The organism is Paraburkholderia sp. SIMBA_053, from assembly GCF_046534895.1.
Classification (GTDB): domain Bacteria; phylum Pseudomonadota; class Gammaproteobacteria; order Burkholderiales; family Burkholderiaceae; genus Paraburkholderia; species Paraburkholderia caledonica.
Genome location: NZ_JAWRXU010000002.1, coordinates 489257 through 508337, shown reverse-complemented (window position 1 = coordinate 508337; position 19081 = coordinate 489257). Strand labels below are relative to the sequence as shown.

The window sequence follows — 19081 nt, the reverse complement described above, 5'->3', positions numbered from 1 at the left end:
AGGCCGTCATGAAGAAGTAAAGGAGACAATATGCGCAACATGCGTTGGATAGTGATACTGCTGTGCTTTCTTGCGATCGCGATCAACTACATCGACCGCGCGAACATGGCCGTGGCGGCGCCCGCCATCCAGAAGGCTCTGGATATCGGCCCCGCTCAAATGGGTCTTATCCTGAGCGGCTTCTTCTGGACCTACGCGTTGATGCAGATGCCGTTCGGCTGGTTCGTCGATCGCATTGGTGCGCGCATCGCATTGCCGCTCGCGGTGGGCTGGTGGTCGCTGTTCACGGCGCTGACCGCGGCAGCGACCAGCGTCGGCGCCATGTTCGGTTGCCGTCTGCTGCTAGGCATCGGCGAAGCCGGCGCCTATCCTTCGTGCGCGAAGCTCGTGAGTCAATGGTTCAAGCCCGCACAACGCGCGCTCGCAACAAGCATCTTCGACAGCGGATCGCGGGTCGGGTCCGCACTGTCCATTCCGGTGGTGGCGCTCATCATCAGTGGGCTTGGATGGGAAGCGTCGTTCGTCATCACGGGCGTGGTCGGCTTCGTGTGGGTTCTCGGATGGTTCCTGGTTTACCGGAATCCTTCGCGCGGCGATCTGACCGGCGAGTCCGATGGAGATGTCCCGCAAACCGCAGTCCCCGGGCGGAAGGTTCCGTGGCTCTCGCTCTTCAGGCACCGCACGCTGTGGGGCATGATGCTTGGCTTCTTCTGCCTGAACTTCGTCATCTATTTCTTCATTACCTGGTTTCCCAGCTATCTCGTCCAGACGCGCGGTTTTTCGCTGAAGTCGCTCGGCACGCTCGGCATGATTCCGGCGTTGATGGCGATTCCTAGCGGCTGGCTCGGCGGCTTCGTATCCGACGCGCTGTATCGCCGCGGCTGGAGCCTCACCAAGGCCCGCAAGACCTGCATGGTCGCGGGTATGCTGCTGTCGTCGGTCATCACGCTATGCGCGTTCACGACGAACATCTACCTGATGCTCGCCTTCTTCGGCATTGCTTATGGAAGCCTCGCTTTTGCCGCTGCGAGCATCTGGTCGCTGCCCGCCGACGTCGCTCCTACGCCCGATCACGTCGCCTCTATCGGCGGCATCCAGAATTTCGCGTCTAATTGCGCCGGCATTGTGATCACCACGTTCACGGGCCTGATGGTTTCGTTGACGCACGGCTCGTTCACGATCCCACTGTGCGTGGCGGGAGGATTTTGCGTACTCGGCGCGTTCAGCTACCTCGTCATTGTGCAAAAAATCGAGCCGTTGCCCGTCGAAGGCGATGCTTACGACGCCGAACGCAGCCACGCTCATTCAACGGTATGAACATCATGTCCAGTCAATCAACGCAATCCGATCCTGCAGTCATTCGCCTGCATGCAAACGACGACGTCGTCATCGCAACCCGGCAGTTGATGTCGGGCGCGCGCATCGCGTCGGAAGATCTCGTCATCGCCGGACTGATTCCGCCCGGCCACAAGATCGCGACACGCGCTATCGCTGCAGGCGAGCCGGTCAAACGCTACAACCAGATCATCGGAGTAGCAACGCAGCCGATCCAGCGCGGCCAGCACGTCCACGTTCAGAATCTCGGCATGGCCGAGTTTTCACGCGCTCACGAGTTCGGCGTGGCGGTGCATGCAACGCAATACGCCGCCGAGCCCGCGACCTTCATGGGCATTCGTCGCGCCGATGGACGAGTTGCAACACGCAACTACATCGGCGTGTTGACGAGTGTGAACTGTTCGGCCACCGTCGCGCGTGCCATCGCCGATCACTTCCGGCGCGACGTGAATCCGCATGCGCTCGCCGACTATCCCAATGTCGACGGCGTCGTCGCATTGACGCACGGGCTAGGCTGCGGCATCGACACACTTGGCGAAGGGCTTGCGGTTCTGCGCCGCACGCTCGCAGGATATGCGGTTCATCCGAACTTCCACTCGGTGCTGTTCGTCGGGCTTGGCTGCGAGACGAACCAGATTGCAGGCGTGCTCGAGTCTGCGGGATTGAAGGATACGGAACAGTTGCGCAGCTTCACGATTCAGGATTCCGGCGGGTCGAAGAAGACAATCGAGCGCGGCATCGCGATGGTCAACGAGATGCTTGCCGACGCTAACCGTGTGATGCGCGAGCCGTTGCCGGCATCGCATCTGATCGTGGGTCTGCAATGCGGCGGGTCCGACGGATATTCCGGCATTTCGGCCAATCCCGCGCTGGGTGCTGCGGTCGATCGTCTGGTGCAGCATGGCGGCACGGCGATTCTCTCGGAGACGCCGGAAGTGTACGGCGCGGAACATCTGCTCACGCGGCGCGCCGTCAGTCGCGCGGTCGGCGAAAAACTGCTGGCACGTATTGCGTGGTGGGAAGAGTATTGCGCGAGAAACGGTGCGGCGCTCGACAACAATCCCTCTGCGGGAAACAAGGTCGGCGGCCTGACGACGATACTCGAGAAGTCGCTCGGCGCGGTGGCCAAAGGCGGTACAACAAATCTCGTCGACGTGTATCAGTACGCCGAGCGCATCGACGCGAAGGGATTCGTCTTCATGGATTCGCCCGGTTACGACCCGGTGTCCGCAACGGGCCAGGTCGCGGCGGGTGCCAACCTGATCTGCTTCACGACAGGGCGCGGTTCGGCCTACGGCTGCGCGCCCTCTCCTTCGTTAAAGCTGGCGACGAATACCGCGCTGTGGGAACGGCAGGAAGACGACATGGACATTAACTGCGGCGGGGTGATAGACGGGTCCGCTTCGATCGAAGAACTCGGGGAAGCTATTTTCGCGCAGATGCTCGAATGCGCGTCGGGTGTGCCTTCGAAAAGCGAAGTGAACGGCTACGGGCAAAGCGAGTTCGTGCCCTGGCAGTTAGGCGTGATCACCTGAAGACAGCAGCGGCACGCGTTGTCGCTTGCATGGTTCTGCGCCGCCGCGAACGCTCGGCGCGCCATGGGCCACGCAAGCGCGCCGGCCGCGGATTCGCCGCATGCCGCTGCGCTGCGCCACCATCGGCAGCTTCGCCGTTGGGACCGGGAGACACAACGACGCCGGCGTTATGATCGTCGTTGAATACACCGTTCAGCTCGATTGCACGAAGCATCGCTTGAAGTTTTTTCAGCATCACAGCACAGAGTCCTCATCAGGCATCGCACTCGCGGCCAGCTCATCGTGACGCAGTGTTGCCAGTCACGCGTAACGCCTCACGCGCAACGGCGATTCAAGCCGCACTCAAGCGCGCCAGTTCCGTATCGACCAGCAGCTTCTTCAACTCCGGCACGCACGACCCGCAGTTGCCGCCGGCCTTCAGACACGCGGTGATCTGCGCGGCGGTCTTCAAGCCCTGCTCGCGTATCGCCGTACAGATCGTATTGCGCCCCACGCCGAAGCACGAGCAGACCGTCGGCCCGGTATCGGCGCCCTTGCCTATGGGTTGGCCCGCTAGCACGGCAATCCGGTCGGCTTCGACGAGCTTGTCCTTCGCAAACAGGCTTGCAAGCCATTCGCGCGCCGGCAAGTCGGGACGCGCCGACAGGAAAACACAGTTCTCGATGCGGTCGTCAACCACATGAACCGCGCGATAAACACCGGCGGTGCGGTCCTCGTATTCGAGCCAGTCGGCATGTGCATCGTCGACTTCGAACAGCGCCCGCGCCCAGGCGCCGCGATCGCCCTGCTCCGAGAGCGGGTTGCGGCCCGCGAGTTCATAGCGCACGAACTGCGTGCCGTGAATGCGGGTCCAGTACGTGATGCCGGTGAGCGCCGGAGCGCGGCGGCTCAGCGAGAAGCCGTGCCACGCGACGTGAAACTTGTCGACCCGCACCGGCGTATGTTTGAACTCGGGCTCGCCGGATAACGGATCGACCGATGGATTGACCACGGCGCCCACACGCGCGTCGGAAGCCACCTGATCGTTCCAGTGAATCGGCACGAACACACTGCCGCGCGCCATGCCGCCGCCATATTGCACGCGCGCGACCATCGCACCCCAGCGGCTCGATACGCGTGCAAGGTCGCCTTCGCGCACGCCGCACAACAGCGCGTCCTGCGGATGCATGTCGACGAATGCCTCCGTGACATGACCCGCGAGTTTCTCCGACTTGCCCGTGCGGGTCATGGTGTGCCACTGGTCGCGCACGCGGCCCGTGTTCAGCGTCAGCGGATAGTCGTCGTCGGGCGCGTTAGCCGGCGCGCGCGGCGGCGTAGCAATGAAGCGCGCCTTGCCGTCCGCATGGCTGAAGCGGCGATCGTCGAACAGACGCACGGTGCCCGGAGCGGCAGGATGGTTGTCCGCGCGCACAGGCCACTGCACGGGTTGCAAACCGGCATAGCCGTCGCTACCGAGACCCACTAGCCCAGCGAGATTGAACGCGCGATGCACGCCGCCTTCATCAACACCTTCGTCTTCAACGCCTGCATCTTCACGGCCCGTGCTGCTCCCGTTACGCCATGCACTTAACCGCGCATGCTCGTCGAAGATCTCCTGCTGGCTCGCGAACTCGAAACCTGCATAGCCCATGCGCCGCGCCACGTCGCAGATGATTTTCCAGTCCGCGCGCGCTTCTCCCGGCGCGGGCAGAAATGCGCGCTGCCGCGAAATCCTGCGCTCGGAATTGGTGACGGTGCCGTCCTTCTCTCCCCAGCCGAGCGCGGGCAGAAGAACGTGAGCAAACGCATTGGTGTCCGTGCGCTCCACAATGTCGGAGCAGACCACGAGATCGCAGCGGGCGAGCGCGCGTTTCGCCTGGTCGCTGTCGGGCAGGCTCACCACGGGGTTGGTACCCATGATCCAGACCGCCTTGATCCGGCCTTGCTCGATCGCCTCGAACAGTTCGACCGCTTTGAGTCCAGGCCGCGATGCAATCGCAGGTGCGTCCCAGAACTGCTGAACGATTTCGCGATGCTTCGCGTTGTCGAGTTCCAGGTGCGCGGCGAGCGTGTTTGCGAGACCGCCCACCTCGCGCCCGCCCATTGCATTTGGCTGTCCGGTGAACGAGAACGGACCCATTCCGGGCTTGCCGATGCGCCCCGTCAGCAAATGGCAATTGATGATGCTATTAACCTTGTCAGTGCCGGCGCTCGACTGGTTCACGCCTTGCGAATACACGGTCACCACGCGCTCGGTCCGCGCGAACAGGCGGTAGAACTCGAGCAGATCGTGAGGATCGAGCTTGCATGCTTTCGCGCATTGGGCGGGGTCGAAGCGGGTCGCCGCGCCGTTCGAATCATCGTTCACATCACTGGCTGAAGCGGCGGCTAACGCGTCGGCAAATCCGCTCGTATGCGCATCGACGAACTGCGCATCTGTCGCGCCGTGTTCCGCGAGAAAGCCAAGCAAGCCGTTGAAGAGCCGCACGTCGGTGCCCGCGCCCAGCGGCAGATGCAGATCGGCCATCTCGCAGGTCGCGGTGTAGCGCGGATCGATCACGACGATCTTCATGTCGGGCCGCGCTTCCTTGATCTTGACAATCCGCTGGAACAGGATCGGATGACACCACGCCGTGTTCGAACCCACCAGCACGACGAGATCGGCCAGTTCGAGATCTTCGTAGCAGACCGGCACGATGTCCTCGCCGAAAGCCCGCTTGTGTCCGGCAACCGATGACGACATGCACAGCCGCGAATTGGTGTCGATGTTCGCGCTGCCGACATAGCCCTTCATCAGCTTGTTCGCGACGTAGTAGTCCTCGGTCAGCAACTGCCCCGATACGTAAAGCGCGACCGCATCCGGCCCGTGCTCTTCAACGACCTTGCGAAAGCCGTCGGCCACCGCATCGAGCGCATCGTCCCACGAGACGTCGCGCAAGACGCCGCTCCCGGGCTCGCGCATCTTCGGATGAAGCAACCGTCCGTCGAGTCCGATCGTTTCGCCGAGCGCCGAGCCTTTCACGCACAGGCGGCCGAAGTTCGCGGGATGCAGTTCGTCGCCTGCCATGTCATGTCCGCCGTCTGGCCGCGCGCTGACGCGCACGCCGCAACCGACGCCGCAATACGGGCAGGTGGTCCTGACAGTGTTACGGCTGTCGTCAGCCGCGCTCGAAATAGCGATGGGGAAACTCACGGTGTCTTCCAGGTCAGGCAGCCTGCGTTTCGCAGAGCGTTTTGCCGAACAGCAAATGGCTGCGCAGCGAAGAGATGTCGGTGCGGCTCTGGATCAGGTCGAAATACCACGCGCCTTCTTTCACGTCGCCGTATAGCACCGCGCCTATCACGCGGTTATCTTCGATCACCAGACGCTTATAGACGCCGCGGCGCGGATCGCGCAGCACGAGGTCTTCGCTGTCCGGACCGCCGATGAAATCGCCGGCCGAATACAGTTCGACGCCGGTGACCTTCAGCTTCGTCGCCGTCGCACGTTGCACATAACGGCGATGACCCGCGCCGGCGAGATGTGCGCCGCACACGCGCGCCTGGTCCCAGATCGGCGCGACGAGGCCGAACGTCGCGGTGCGATGCTGCACACATTCGCCGACCGCATAGATGCGCGGATCGTAGGTCTGCAACGTGTCGTCGACGACGATCGCGCGCTCGCAATGCAGCCCCGCCTGTTTCGCGAGGTCGATGTTCGGCCGCACACCGGCCGTCATCACCACGAGATCCGCGGGGACCTCCGTGCCGTCGTCAAAACGCACCGCGGTGACGCGATCCGGTCCGACGATTTCCGCAGTATTCGCCTTCAGCAGGAAACGCAAACCCTTGCGCTCCAGCGCCTGCTGCAACAAGGCCGACGCGCTTCGGTCGAGCTGGCGGTCCATCAGGCTGTCCGTGACGTGCACGACCGTGACCGACATGCCCTGGCGCATGAGCCCGTTCGCCGCTTCGAGACCGAGCAAACCTCCGCCGATCACGACCGCGTGACGATGACTGCGTGCCGCGTCGAGCATCGTTTCGACATCCTGAATATCGCGGAACGCGATTACGCCAGGCAGAGTGTGACCGGGCACGGGAATGAGAAACGGCTTCGATCCGGTTGCGATCAGCAGCCGGTCATAATCCGCTTCGACGCCATTCCTGGAGCGCACGATGCGGCGCGTGCGGTCGATTGCAACCACCGGATCGCCGGCATGCAGACGAATCCCGTTCTCTTCATACCAGCTACGCGAATTGAGAATGATGTCGTCGACGCTCTTCTCGCCCGCCAGCACCGGCGAAAGCATGATGCGGTTGTAGTTGCCGTATGGCTCCGCACCGAACACGGTGATGTCGTAGAGATCCGGCGCGAGCTTGAGCAGTTCCTCGACCGTGCGCATGCCGGCCATGCCGTTGCCGATCACGACGAGACGCGAGCGTGAGGGCGTTGCCAACGGTATGCCTCGCGGCAAGCGCGCATCGATTTCCGCTTTCATGCCGCGACCCACACCTTGCCGCCCTCGACGCGCACGGGATACGCACTCACCGAATTCTCGGGTGCTTCGAGGCACTCGCCGGTGCGCAGGTCGAAGTGATGCTTGTAGATCGGCGAAGCGACCACGATGCGCTCCCCGAGGCTACCGATCAGCCCGCGCGAAAGTACCGCCGCGCGCGAGCCCGGATCGAAATTGTCGATTGCGAACACGCCGCCCTCGCCGTCCGCGACGTGAAATACCGCTACCTGCTCGCCGTTGACGAGCGCGCAGACGCCCGTATTCGGAACGATGTCATCGAGCGCGCATACGGGCATCCAGGAAGCCGAAGTCTGTTCGTTGCTCATGCTGGGTTCCTCACTCATGTAGGTAGTTGTCAGGCGGTTCATACGGCGTCATTCGGTTTCATCCGCTCGCGACGCGGTTCGCGACACAATCCGGACGGCAAATAAAAAACGTCCCGCGGATGCAATCGCCAGAGCGACTGTATTCGTGGGACGCCGTTGTCCGAACCAGTAATCTACGAAGGGACTTCTTGCTGCGTGCGGGCCGGATCGTCATTGATCCGCTGCCTTCTTAATGCAAAGCCCATGCCATCGGAGAACAGCAACACAGTCACGGCGCGCAACGCCCGCCGGTTAAGCCACCGCACAAGTCGCCGCGCCGGACCGCTCGACCGGAGCAGACGCATTGCAAGGCATGAACGCGCAACAATGGTGCGACGCAGCACCGTCTGCGTGCAGCGCATCGTGGCGAGGTGCAACGAGCCGCACGCGGGACGCGTGTGCTGACTGACGACGCTCTGCCTGATTGCGGCGGCGAGCGCGGGCTGTCCGAGGGCCGCTTGGCGAGCCTTATGTTCGCCGCTAAAGCGCATGGCCCACGCGCACAGCGCCCCGGCGTCTGCCGGGTGTCGCCGTGCTTGTGACGGTGCTGCCATGAAGCGCAATCAGAAAGGACCGCCTTGCTTCTTTGTTAGGCACAAGGCGATCACACTCCTCATCCAGCACTACGTTCAGACGTCGGTAGACAGCGTGACGGATTCCCACGCGGCGATTTCATCGGACAATGCCGACAGTTTCGCGCGCACGAGGCTGAGCGCATCGCTGCCCAACAGCAGGTGCGCGGGCGGCCGCTCGGCAGAGATCGCGGCCAGCATGGCGCGTGCAGCCTTGACCGGGTCGCCGGTCTGCTTGCCGCTCTTCTCTTCGCGAGCCTTGCGCACCGGATCGAACAAGGCGTCGTAATCCGGGATGGAGCGCGGCGTGCGCGCCATCGAACGGCCTGCCCAGTCGGTGCGGAACGAGCCCGGCGCCACGGCAGTCACCGCGATGCCGAACGGCTCGACTTCCTTGCCGAGCGCTTCCGAAATGCCCTCGAGCGCAAATTTGCTGCCGCAGTAATAGGCGATGCCCGGCATCGTGATGTAGCCGCCCATCGACGTGATGTTGAGGATGTGGCCACGGCGGCGTTTGCGCATGTACGGCAGTACTGCTTTGATCATTGCCACTGCGCCGAACACGTTCACGTCGAACTGCCGCCGCATTTCGCCGAGCGGCGACTCTTCCAGGACGCCTTCGTGGCCATAACCGGCATTGTTCACGAGGACATCCACTGGGCCGACATTGGCCTCCACTTCAGCCACGACGCCGTCGATGGCGTCGAAGTCAGTCACGTCCAGCACGCGGCCCCATGCGCTGTCAGGTGCAAGCGCCTCGAACTCTCTTTTCGACGCTTCGCTGCGCACCGTGCCAATCACACGATGACCCGCCGCAAGCGCTTCCTGAGCGAGCGCGCGGCCGAAGCCGCTGCTCACGCCGGTGATCAGCAAAGTCTTGGTCGATGCCATGATGCCTCCTTTCTCAAGTTGAACAGAAAGTGCATACTATTCTCTTCAACCCGCCGGTTTGAGGCCGAATCGTCGATTTTTCTTGCCTATTCTTATGACGACCGAAAAAACGCCCCCGGAGGCGCGCGCTGCCAGCCGACCTGCTCGCCGACCTGCTGGTCAGGAGCAGCAGAAAATGGCGGCCCTACTGCGCGCACTGGCGCCCCAGGAGGGCTACAACCTGACTGCGCTGCCCGGCGTTCGCATCCTGCGCTCCGATCGGCCGTTGTCGTCCACGCCCGTGCTGTACGACCCCGGCATCGTGATCGTCTGCCAGGGACGCAAGCGCGGCTATTTCGGCGATCAGCTTTACGTGTACGACGAGCAGCACTATCTCGCGGTGTCGGTGCCTGTGCCCTTCACAATGGAGACCGACGCGACGCCGGAGCACCCGCTCCTCGCTATCTACATGCACCTCGACTTCAAGCTGGCCGCCGAACTGATGGCCCAGATCGAGCGTCATGAAATGCCCAACCACGTGCAAGCGCCGCAGAGCATGATGTCGAGCCCAATGGACGAGGCGCTGCGAGACTCGGTGCTGCGCTTCCTGGAAGCGATGAACCGCCCGCTCGATGCAGCGGTTCTTGGCCCAGGGTTATTGCGCGAGCTGTACTTTCGGGTTCTCACAGGTGCGCAGGGCAGCGTGATGCGCGCCGCGCTCGGCATGAACGGGCAGTTCGGCAAGATTGGCAAAGCGCTGCGCCGCATTCATTCCGACTACGCCGGCGCGCTCGACCTCGCGGAACTCGCGAGCGAAGCCGGCATGAGCGTTCCCACGTTTCATACGCACTTCAAGGCGATCACGCGTACATCGCCGATGCAGTACGTGAAGTCGACGCGCCTGCACCAGGCCCGCTTGCTGATGTTGCGACAGGACATGACGGCCGAGGCCGCAAGCAATGCGGTCGGTTATGCGAGCACGTCGCAGTTCAATCGCGAGTTCAAGCGGCTTTTCGGGCTCACGCCTGCCGCGGAAGCGCGGCGCATGCGGGCAAGTTTTGCCATACCGCCCGCGCACGCCGGTTCGGAGTTTGTCTCTTCGCATTGACGCGGACGGTCGCGCCATCGTTCAACGCGCCGCCACTTGAATTGCGTTCGCTGGCTACACGCGCCCGCCAGGACCGTAGACAGGCCAGCACCGCGCGAGCCCCGGCTCGGTCCGCTCGGTCCGCTCGGTTCGCGCCCAGTTCGCGCCCGGTTCGCGCCCCGACTCGCGCCCGACTCGGTGCCACGTGCTAGCCCGCAGTGCCTGCGTACGCCGCCTTTAGCGCGGCGACGTCGAACTTCACCATCTTCATCATGGCCTCGGCGGTGCGCCGCGCTTTTTCCGGATCCGGATCGGCCATCATGGCGATGACATCGGCCGGCGCAATCTGCCACGACACGCCGAAGCGGTCTTTCAGCCAGCCGCACGCGTCGGGCGAGCCGCCGCCTTCGAGAAGCGCGTCCCAGTAGCGGTCGACTTCCGCCTGATCGGCGCAATTCACAAGGAGCGAAACGGCATGGTTGAACGGTTCGTTGCCGGGGGAGCTCATGGCAATGAACGGCTGTCCGAACAGAACGAACTCGACGACCTTCGTCGAACCGGCGCTCGGCACCGGCGTGACGCGGACTATGCGCGAGTCCGGGAAGATGCTTGTGTAGAAGGCCGCAGCCTCCTCGGCTTCGGTGGAATACCAGAGAAAGGGGGTGATCTTCTGAATCGTCATTGAGCGTCTCCTGTCAGTATCGGCCAGATGAGCGGCGAGGCCGCATGCCGCTATGGGGACGACGAAAGAAGACCATCAAAATCGACACGCCGGGAAGAAAAATACGGCTCGCGAGCCGCCCCCGGATAACGCATCGACTCCGCCGCTCCACCGGAGCCGATTATAGGCAATCAAGCGGGCAATCAAGCGGCAATCAAGCGCTTCGCTATCCGTCCGATACGTCCCCGCGCGCTCGGTCAGGCACCAAGGCGCTGCCACCGCGAACTACCGACTCACGGCGCGCGTGGCAATCGGAAAGAAGCCAACGAGAGCAGACACCTCGTGCCGCGCTGACGCAGCGCCCTCGCTCACGCGACTCTGTATGCGCCAACGGCCTCCGGGACCGGAAGCATCGGCGACCGCGCGCGCAGCTACATGACGACGCTGACTGCGATCGTCGCGTGCCTTGTCATGGGGGGCGCGCCAGCGTTCTCAGCCTTTACTGCTTGACCTCACCCGTTCGGCCCGTCCCGGACGCTCCTTGCGGCGACAGCGCGTTTGCGCGCTTATCCATCAGCGTTCCCGGTTTGTTGCCGGGCGCGCCCATCGCCGCGGGCTCGTCGACGGTGTGCCCGGCCTGTCCAGGCTGCGCCTGCGTGCCGCTCTGCGTGCCACTGTTCGCCGGCGCGTTACCGCTTTGTTGCGCATAGACCGTGCTACTCACGCACAGCACCAACGCGACACCTGCCACTTTCAGCATACTCATGACTGTCTCCCGATTTCACGGCGCTTGCCGTTTTCAAGGAATCCAGCATGGCGCGTGCCGCGAACCGGATTACGGCGCGCAAAGCCCGGCACAACCGGGGGAACTAAGGGCAGCGCCGCTATTCGACGCGCCGCCGTGTGGAAATTGCAGAGGCCGTTGAAATGACCAGATCGGCGAAGCGCTTTTCGTCGCGATCCGCCTGCCAGCGCGAGCGGGCCACCGCAATATTGACCGCGCCGATGCCGCGCCCGTGCGCGTTCGTGATCGCCGCCGCCGTCGAAATATCGCTCACGAAGTATTCGTCTTCGGTATGCGCGTAGCCCTGCTTGCGGATCTGCGCGATCCGCTCCCTGATCTTGCGCGGCTGGTAGACGGTGGACGCCGTGTACGCCACGAGATTCGTGCGCGACAGAATGTCGTCGATCTCGCCGTCGGCGAGCGTCGCCAGAATAGCGAGGCCGGGCGCCGTGCAATAGGCGGGCAGCCGCGAGCCCGTGATGACGTGTGCGTTGAACACGTTGCGGCTCACGATCCGCAGCACGAACACGATGTCCGTATCGTCCAGCACGGTGAGGTTGGTTGCCTCTTCCGTCTCGGAGCCGAGTTGCTGCAGATAAGGCGTCGCACGGCTCACGAGATCGTTCGACGTGAGATAGTGATACGTGAAGTCGAGAAGCCGCGGCGACAATTCGTACTTGCGACTGTCCGGGTCCTTGAAGAGATAACCGAGCGCAGCGAGCGTATAAGTGAAGCGCTGCGTCGCGCTCATGTCGAAACCCGTGAACGACGAGATTTCCGAGAGCGACAACTGACGCTTGCTGCCGTCGAACGCGGTGAGCACCTTCATCGCCTTTTCCACGGACTGCACGTAAAGCGAAGACGCGGTCGGGTCGACGGCTTCGGCCGACGGCTTTGCCGCAGAAGTCTTGCGCTTGCGCGGGGCTTTGGGCTCGTCGCTCATCAGGTCAGTTCATATCCGGTTTGAACGGAGAATTATCGCATAGCCCTAAAACGCTATCTATATACGATAGCTACTGCTTTGCGGTGGCGAGCCGGTCCCACGCGTTCCCAGTGTCGCGGGACAGCAGGTGTTTCTTCACGCGCTCGCTCGCCGTCATCTCGAAGCCGGCCACCGCGCGGTAATAGCGCGGCAACTGGAAACTTGCGAGGCGCTCGCACGCCCACGCGTGCAATGCTGGCCACTCCACCGGTTCGTCCTTGAACTGCACGTCAAGCAGGATGTCCTGCTCGCCGATCGCCGACGCGACACCAATTGCCGCGCTCGCGCGGATCGCCGGATGCGCCGCAAAAATGCGTTCGATTTCCCAGGCGGACACGTTCTCGCCGCGCACGCGCATGCTGTCCGTCTGCCGGCCGATAAAAAACAGATCGCCGTCCGCATCGCGCCGCGCGCGGTCGCCGGTATGAAGCCGGCCGTTGCGCAAAGCGGCTTCGGTTGCATCGGGATTCTTTAGATACGCCGGCAAAAACGTGCCCTCTACCTTGCTTGTCAGCACGATCTCGCCCGCCTCGCCCTCTTTCACCGGACGGCCATTTTCATCGAGCAATGCGATGTCGATCCACGGCAACGCACGGCCGATCGAACCGGCCTTGCCCGTCACGTTCGCCGTAGCGAAGCTCGAACATTCGGTCATGCCGTAGCACTCGCGCAGCGACACCTTCAACCGCGTCTGAATCGGCTCCCACGATGATGCGCTCACGCCCGCGCCCCACGCAACGCGCAACGTGTGCTTTACGGGTTGTTCCCTCTCGGGCAACTGCATCAGGATATCGAGCACGCCGCCGAGATAATGGAGTTGCGTCGCGCCCGCGCGCTCGATCTGCGTCCAAAACTGCGATGCGGAGAAGCGCGGCACGGCGTGCAGCGTCACGTTTGCAAGAAACGGCAGCAGCAGCATCTGAGCACCGCCGATGTGGCACAACGGCTCCCACAGAAAGAGCCTGTCGCTGTCGCGCACGTCCGCCACGCGAAGTGCCGCCTCGCTCGCGATACGCATCATCCGGTGCGTGAAGACGACACCTTTCGGCGCGCCGGTCGTACCGGACGTGTAGATGACGCACAGCGGATCGTGCACGCCGATAGCCGGCGTCGCGAATTCCGCGCTCGTATCGTGCGCTTCGAATGCCGGCAGATGCGTGCGGCGCGCCGCGCCGCAATCGAGCTGCGCCGTCACCGCGTCGAATTCATCGTCGACAACGAAGAGCTCGGGCTCTGCATGCTGCAGCAGATATTCGAGGCCCGCCGCGCGCAGCTTCGTGTTGACAGGCACCCACACCAGACCGCTCAGATGCAGCGCGTAGATCAGATGGATATGCTCAGGACTGTTGCCGAGCATCACGGCAACACGGTCGCCCTGCTTCAGACCTTGCGCGGCAAACCAGCGCTGCAATTGCACGACGTGGCGCGCGGCGTCTTCGCACGAAATCGCGCGATCCTCGAAGTGCACGATGGTGCGCGCGGGGTCGCGGCGCAATCCCGCCGCGAGCAGCGGTACGCAGTCGAGTTCGTCGTTGGTGTGCCGGTGAGCGAAATATTCTGGATAACGATGCATGTGTGAACCGGTCGAAATACGAAGACTCAGCGCGTCTTGTGCTTGAGCCAGGAGGAAACCGCGACGACGAGCGCGATCAGAATGACGAGTGTTGTCGACACGGCTGCAAGTGTCGGCGTAATCGCAAGCTGGATGTCGTCCCACATCTGCTTGGGCAACGTCGAGTTGATGCCGCCGGAAACGAAGATCGCAATCGTGAGGTCGTCGAACGAAACGAGGAATGCGAACAGGAACGCGGCCGTCACGCTTGCCATGAGAAGCGGCAACACGACCGAGGTGATGCGCCGCAATGGCGACGCGCCCATCACGCGCGCAGCGTCGTCAAGACGCCAGTCGAAGCGCTGGAAGCCGGCAGCGAGCGTGACGACCACATACGGAATCGCCAACACCGTATGGCCGATCACGAGGCCGAGGTTGGTGCCGGTGAGGCCGAAACGTCCGAACAGATAGAGCAGGCCGACTGCCACCACGATACGCGGCACGATAAGCGGTGCGACCAGCAGCGCGAAAATCGGCTTGCTCGCGCGGCGCGGCATGCGCGTCATCGCGAGTGTGGCGCCGAAGCCGAGCAGCAGCGACAGCAGCGCGGTGCCGAGACCGACTTCGAACGAGCGGACGATCGCACTTTGCCACACCGGCGAATCCATGAACGTGCCGAACCAGCGCACGCTGAAAAGCTTCGGCGGAAAAGAAATGTAGTCGCTCTTCGTGAACGCATAGGGGATCACGGAAAGTACCGGCACGACGAGCACGATCATGATCGCGCACGTATAGAAACCGAGCGGACTCACCGCGCGCGCGCCCTCTTCGGCGTGCGTCTTGCGGCGCATCATGAACGGCGCGAACACCCGGCCCGCCGCGATCAGAAGCGCGAGTTTGATGCCTTGCGCACGTGAACCGCGCTGGCGTTCCGCAACTTCGCCGGTGAGCGACGTGAGACCTACCATGCGGTCGTACACCAAAAAGATCACGATCGAGCAGACCAGCAACACGGTCGACAACGCGCCGGCAAAGCGCATGTCGAAAAGCTCCAGCACCGACGAGATCACGAGTTGCGCGATCATCGTTTCCTTCGGCGAGCCGAGCAGCGCCGGCACGATGAAGAAGCCGAGGCTCGAGATAAACACGAGCAGGCCGGCCGCCGCGACACCCGGCGAGGACAGCGGCAGAAACACCGTGAAAAAGCTCGTGCTGCGTTCGGCGCCGAGCGTTTCGGCGGCTTGCGTGAGCCGATCGTCGATGCCGCGCATGACAGGCAGCATGGTCATCACGGCGAGCGGCAGCATCGAATGCACCATGCCGATCAGCACGCCGGTGAGCGATGGAATCGTGCCGCTCGTCTCGCGCACGAGGCCGAGCGATAACGCGATGGTCGACAGCACGCCGGTCTTCGAAAGCAGCAGCATCCATGCGTAAGTCTTCACCAGATAACTGGTCCAGAACGGCAGCATGATCCACAGCAGCCAGCGTTCTCGTGCTCGCTCAGACAGGCGGCTCAGCATGTAGGCAACCGGATAGCCGAGCAGAATGGATAGCGCCGCCGTCATGAACGAAATGGCGAAGGTGATCCACAACACCTTGGCGTAGACCGGCGTGCGTGCAATGCGCTCGAACTGCGCGAAGCCGACCTGCCCTTCGGCGCTGACAAGTCCGCCTTGCAGGATTTCGCCGACCGGCACGATGAAGAACACCAGCAGGAACACTAGCGTCGGCACGATCGGCAAAAAGCGCATGCAGCGCGCGAGCCACACGGAGCGGCCGCGGCGCGAGGCTTCGTTCTCGCGGTGCGCATGAAGAGCGATGGTCATCGTGGTCCTCTCAGGCCTGCAGAAGCGTCGTGCGATATGGGTCCCACACGAGGCCGACCTTGTCGCCGATGCGCGGCGAGAGGCTGCGCTCGCAGCGCACGGTGAGTTCGCTGCCGTCGTTCATCGCGAGTTGCACGCGCGTATCGCTGCCGAAGAACACGATGTCCGCAATCGTGCCGTCGACAAAGCCGCGTTCGGGTTCGACAAGTCGCGGCGCTTCCGGGCGGACCAGCAGCGTGTGACGGGTGCCGGCCGCGCCGGATGCAGCGGATGCGTTCATTGCGTTCATTGGCAGCGGAATGCGGCCGCCCGCCGCGAGCAGAATCGCCTCGCCGCTTGCGCCGCGCGTGTCGTCGAGCGCGCCTTCGAGGAGGTTCGAATGACCGATGAAGCCGGCCGCGAAGCGCGTCGCGGGACGGTCGTACAGATCGGCAGGCGTGCCCACCTGCTCGATGCGCGCCTGATTCATCAGGCAGATGCGGTCGGACAGCGTGAGGGCTTCGTCCTGATCGTGCGTGACATATACGAACGTTGCGCCGAGTTCCTTATGCAAGCGGCGAATCTCCGACTGCATATGCTCGCGCAGTTTCTTGTCGAGCGCGCCGAGCGGCTCGTCAAGCAGGATTACCGAAGGCCGGTACGCAAAGCAGCGCGCAAGCGCGATCCGCTGCTGTTGCCCGCCCGACAACTCCTTGGGAAAGCGCTTGGCGTATTCGGTCATGCGAACCATCGCGAGCGCGTCGTCGACGGCCCCGCGCACTTCGTCGCGCGACTTGCGTCGCATGCGCAAACCGTACGCGACGTTGTCCCACACGCTCATGTGCGGAAAGAGCGCGTAGCTCTGAAACACCATGCCGATGCCGCGCTTGCCGGGCTCGACATGCGTGACGTCGCGCCCGTCGATCTCGATACGGCCCGCGCTCGGCGCGACGAGGCCCGAGATCATCTGCAACAGCGTGGTCTTGCCCGAGCCCGACGGACCGAGCAGCGTCAGGAACTCGCCGGCCTGCACGGCGAGGTCCGTCGGTTCCAGCGCGACCGCATCGCCGTAGCGCTTTGCAATGCCGATCGCCTCGAGCTTCGAACTCATGATGCGGTCCTTACGAAATGATCCACGAATTGAACCGCTCAGTGACTTTCTGACGGTTCGCTTCCCACCATTGAGGGCTCGGCAGCCGCATATCGCGAATGTTGTCGGGCGCCGTGGGCAACAACGTCGCGCGGTCTTTGGAGATCGTCTCGAACGCTTTCTTGTTGGTCGGACCGTAGGCGAGCGTGCGTGTGAGCAGCGCCTGACGCTTCGCGTCGGCGCAAAAGCGCACGAACTGCTTTGCGGCGTCCGCGCGCGGCGTGCCCTTCGGAATGCCCCACCCTTCGATCGAATAAAGACCCTGGTTCCATACGATCGTGACCGGCGCGCCGCCGTCCTTCGCGGCTTGCGCGCGGCCGTTCCACGCCGAGATCATGTCGACGTCGCCGCTCTGGATCGCCTGCATGGCTTGCGCGCCCGAGGTCCACCAGATGTTGACGTGCGGTTTGATCTTGTCGAGGCTCCTGAACGCGCGGTCCACGTCGAGCGGATAGAGCTTGTCGAGCGGCACGCCGTCGGCGAGCAGCGCCTGTTCGAGCGTGTCGAGCGGACTGCGCCGCAGGCAGCGGCGGCCGGGGAATTTCTTTACGTCCCAGAAGTCCGCCCACGATTTCGGGCCGTTGTCCTTGAACTTGTCCGCGCGATACGCGAGCACCGTCGAATACACGTCGACGCCGAGCCAGTTCGGCGTGATCGCGTCGGGCATGATGTCCGGATAGTCGCTCGTCTTCAGGCCGATGGGTTCCAGCAGCCCTTTCGATTCAAGGTACGGAATATCGGCCGACAGCGTGAGCGTGGTGACGTCCCACACATAGTTCTTCGTCTGAACCATCGCCGCGAACTGTGCGACCGGCTGCGATTCACGCGCGACGCTCACGACCTTGATACCGGTTGCTTTCTCGAACGGGTCGTAGAACGCTTCGCGATAAGCGGTCGTATAGGGGCCGCCCGGGTCCGACACCACGATCTGCTTCGATTGGGCTCGCGCGGCGAGCGGCATCGCGCTCGCGACGGCAAGCGCGCCCGCGCCATGAAGAATGCGACGGCGCGTTGCGTTGAAGTCTTGCGTCATTGTTCAGGTCTCCCGCACATGGGTTGAGATTGGAACGGTGCGACTTTGACTCGATTCTGGCGGCCTCGGGCTCCGCATTCGGCCCCGCTCGCGGCCGGCTACTTTCCGCGCTTACGGAAGAACTCTTCCATCATGCGAGCGGGTTCGCCCGAGTCGTACGCTTCGCGCTGAATGCGCTCCCCCGCTTCGATGCAGTCGACGAACCCCGGCTCTGTCATCTCACGAAAGCGCTGCTTGTCCAGACGCATCGCGACGGGCGGCTTCGCGGCGAGTTCGGTGGCGATTTCCAGCGCCTTGTCGAACACCTTGTCTTCGTCGACCAGATGATGGATGAGGCCGATGCGATGACACTCGTCCGCGTCCATCAGACGACCCGTCAGCGTAAGTTCGATGGTGCGCGACATGCCGAGCATCGAGTTCATGATCCAGGGGCCGGTCGTGCTGGCAATGCCCGCATTGATTTCCGGCTGGCCCATGCGCACACCTCTATGTGCGACGCGAATATCGCCGAGCAGCGCCACCTGAAATGCCGAGCCCGCGGCTGTGCCGTTCAGCGCCATGACGAGCGGCTTCGCAAGGCTGCGCAGCGCCGTGTAGTAGCGCTGCCATTCCTTGACCCACGCCACCGCGCGTTCGCCGTCGAAATCATGTGCTTCCGACAGGTCCTGGCCCGCAGAGAACGCCCGGTTGCCCGCCCCCGTCATGATGATCGCGGCGACGTCGGGATCGTTGTTAAAGCGCTCCAACGCCTCGATGATCATTTCGCGCATCGGCGTGGTCCACGCGTTCAAACGCTCAGGACGATTGAGAGTGATGACCGCGACGCGGCCGTGATTCGAGAACAGCACGTCATTGCTCATGGGTTATCGCAT

At 63.2% G+C, this 19081-nt stretch carries 15 protein-coding genes; 3 read left to right on the top strand and 12 right to left on the bottom strand.

Annotated elements, in window-relative coordinates:
• Nucleotides 1-30 precede the first annotated feature (30 nt).
• On the top strand, nucleotides 31-1317 hold the full coding sequence (locus SB753_RS08805) for an MFS transporter (protein WP_087752178.1): 1287 nt from the start codon (nucleotides 31-33) through the stop codon (nucleotides 1315-1317).
• Entirely contained in the window at nucleotides 1314-2870 is a 1557-nt protein-coding gene (locus tag SB753_RS08800; protein ID WP_410799981.1) for a UxaA family hydrolase, read from the top strand. Before SB753_RS08805 ends, SB753_RS08800 begins: the two co-directional genes overlap by 4 nt.
• 331 nt (nucleotides 2871-3201) lie before the next feature.
• Here the strand turns inward: SB753_RS08800 and SB753_RS08795 are convergent, their stop codons facing one another.
• The 4 genes from SB753_RS08795 to SB753_RS08780 all read right to left on the bottom strand — a co-directional run bounded on the left by SB753_RS08795 (nucleotide 3202) and on the right by SB753_RS08780 (nucleotide 9173).
• Nucleotides 3202-6042, bottom strand: a complete 2841-nt coding sequence (locus SB753_RS08795; protein WP_410799980.1) for a molybdopterin-dependent oxidoreductase — start codon at nucleotides 6040-6042, stop codon at nucleotides 3202-3204.
• 13 nt (nucleotides 6043-6055) lie between these two features.
• Nucleotides 6056-7327, bottom strand: a complete 1272-nt coding sequence (locus tag SB753_RS08790; protein WP_410799979.1) for an NAD(P)/FAD-dependent oxidoreductase — start codon at nucleotides 7325-7327, stop codon at nucleotides 6056-6058.
• The gene (nirD, locus tag SB753_RS08785; protein WP_310065368.1) at nucleotides 7324-7671 is read right to left on the bottom strand and encodes a nitrite reductase small subunit NirD; all 348 of its coding nucleotides are present in this window, start codon (nucleotides 7669-7671) and stop codon (nucleotides 7324-7326) included. The genes SB753_RS08790 and nirD overlap by 4 nt, the downstream gene beginning before the upstream one ends.
• 668 nt (nucleotides 7672-8339) lie before the next feature.
• Nucleotides 8340-9173: an oxidoreductase gene (locus tag SB753_RS08780; RefSeq protein ID WP_410799978.1), complete on the bottom strand. Its 834-nt coding sequence runs from the start codon at nucleotides 9171-9173 to the stop codon at nucleotides 8340-8342.
• Nucleotides 9174-9348: 175 nt separating this feature from the next.
• Between SB753_RS08780 and SB753_RS08775 the strand changes: the two genes are divergently transcribed.
• Nucleotides 9349-10260 (top strand): AraC family transcriptional regulator N-terminal domain-containing protein, encoded by a 912-nt coding sequence (locus SB753_RS08775; protein WP_410799977.1) that lies wholly within the window; start codon nucleotides 9349-9351, stop codon nucleotides 10258-10260.
• Between the two features lie 187 nt (nucleotides 10261-10447).
• On the opposite strand, the gene SB753_RS08770 is transcribed toward SB753_RS08775, so the two are convergent.
• The 8 genes from SB753_RS08770 to SB753_RS08735 all read right to left on the bottom strand — a co-directional run bounded on the left by SB753_RS08770 (nucleotide 10448) and on the right by SB753_RS08735 (nucleotide 19069).
• Entirely contained in the window at nucleotides 10448-10921 is a 474-nt protein-coding gene (locus SB753_RS08770; protein ID WP_087752184.1) for a VOC family protein, read from the bottom strand.
• A 478-nt stretch (nucleotides 10922-11399) separates the two neighbouring features.
• Nucleotides 11400-11666: a hypothetical protein gene (locus tag SB753_RS08765; protein WP_020065679.1), complete on the bottom strand. Its 267-nt coding sequence runs from the start codon at nucleotides 11664-11666 to the stop codon at nucleotides 11400-11402.
• 118 nt (nucleotides 11667-11784) lie between these two features.
• Complete coding sequence (locus SB753_RS08760) at nucleotides 11785-12627, bottom strand: IclR family transcriptional regulator (protein WP_020065678.1); 843 nt, start codon at nucleotides 12625-12627, stop codon at nucleotides 11785-11787.
• 70 nt (nucleotides 12628-12697) lie between these two features.
• Nucleotides 12698-14239, bottom strand: a complete 1542-nt coding sequence (locus SB753_RS08755; RefSeq protein ID WP_410799976.1) for an AMP-binding protein — start codon at nucleotides 14237-14239, stop codon at nucleotides 12698-12700.
• Nucleotides 14240-14265: 26 nt separating this feature from the next.
• Nucleotides 14266-16047: an ABC transporter permease subunit gene (locus tag SB753_RS08750; RefSeq protein ID WP_410799975.1), complete on the bottom strand. Its 1782-nt coding sequence runs from the start codon at nucleotides 16045-16047 to the stop codon at nucleotides 14266-14268.
• A 10-nt stretch (nucleotides 16048-16057) separates the two neighbouring features.
• Nucleotides 16058-17137, bottom strand: coding sequence for an ABC transporter ATP-binding protein (locus tag SB753_RS08745; RefSeq protein ID WP_410799974.1), 1080 nt, complete (start codon nucleotides 17135-17137; stop codon nucleotides 16058-16060).
• A gap of 10 nt (nucleotides 17138-17147) precedes the next feature.
• Nucleotides 17148-18209 carry an ABC transporter substrate-binding protein gene (locus SB753_RS08740; RefSeq protein ID WP_088174672.1) on the bottom strand — a complete coding sequence of 354 codons (1062 nt, stop codon included), beginning with the start codon at nucleotides 18207-18209 and terminating at the stop codon, nucleotides 17148-17150.
• Nucleotides 18210-18307: 98 nt separating this feature from the next.
• Entirely contained in the window at nucleotides 18308-19069 is a 762-nt protein-coding gene (locus SB753_RS08735; protein WP_020065673.1) for an enoyl-CoA hydratase/isomerase family protein, read from the bottom strand.
• Nucleotides 19070-19081: the final 12 nt, after the last annotated feature.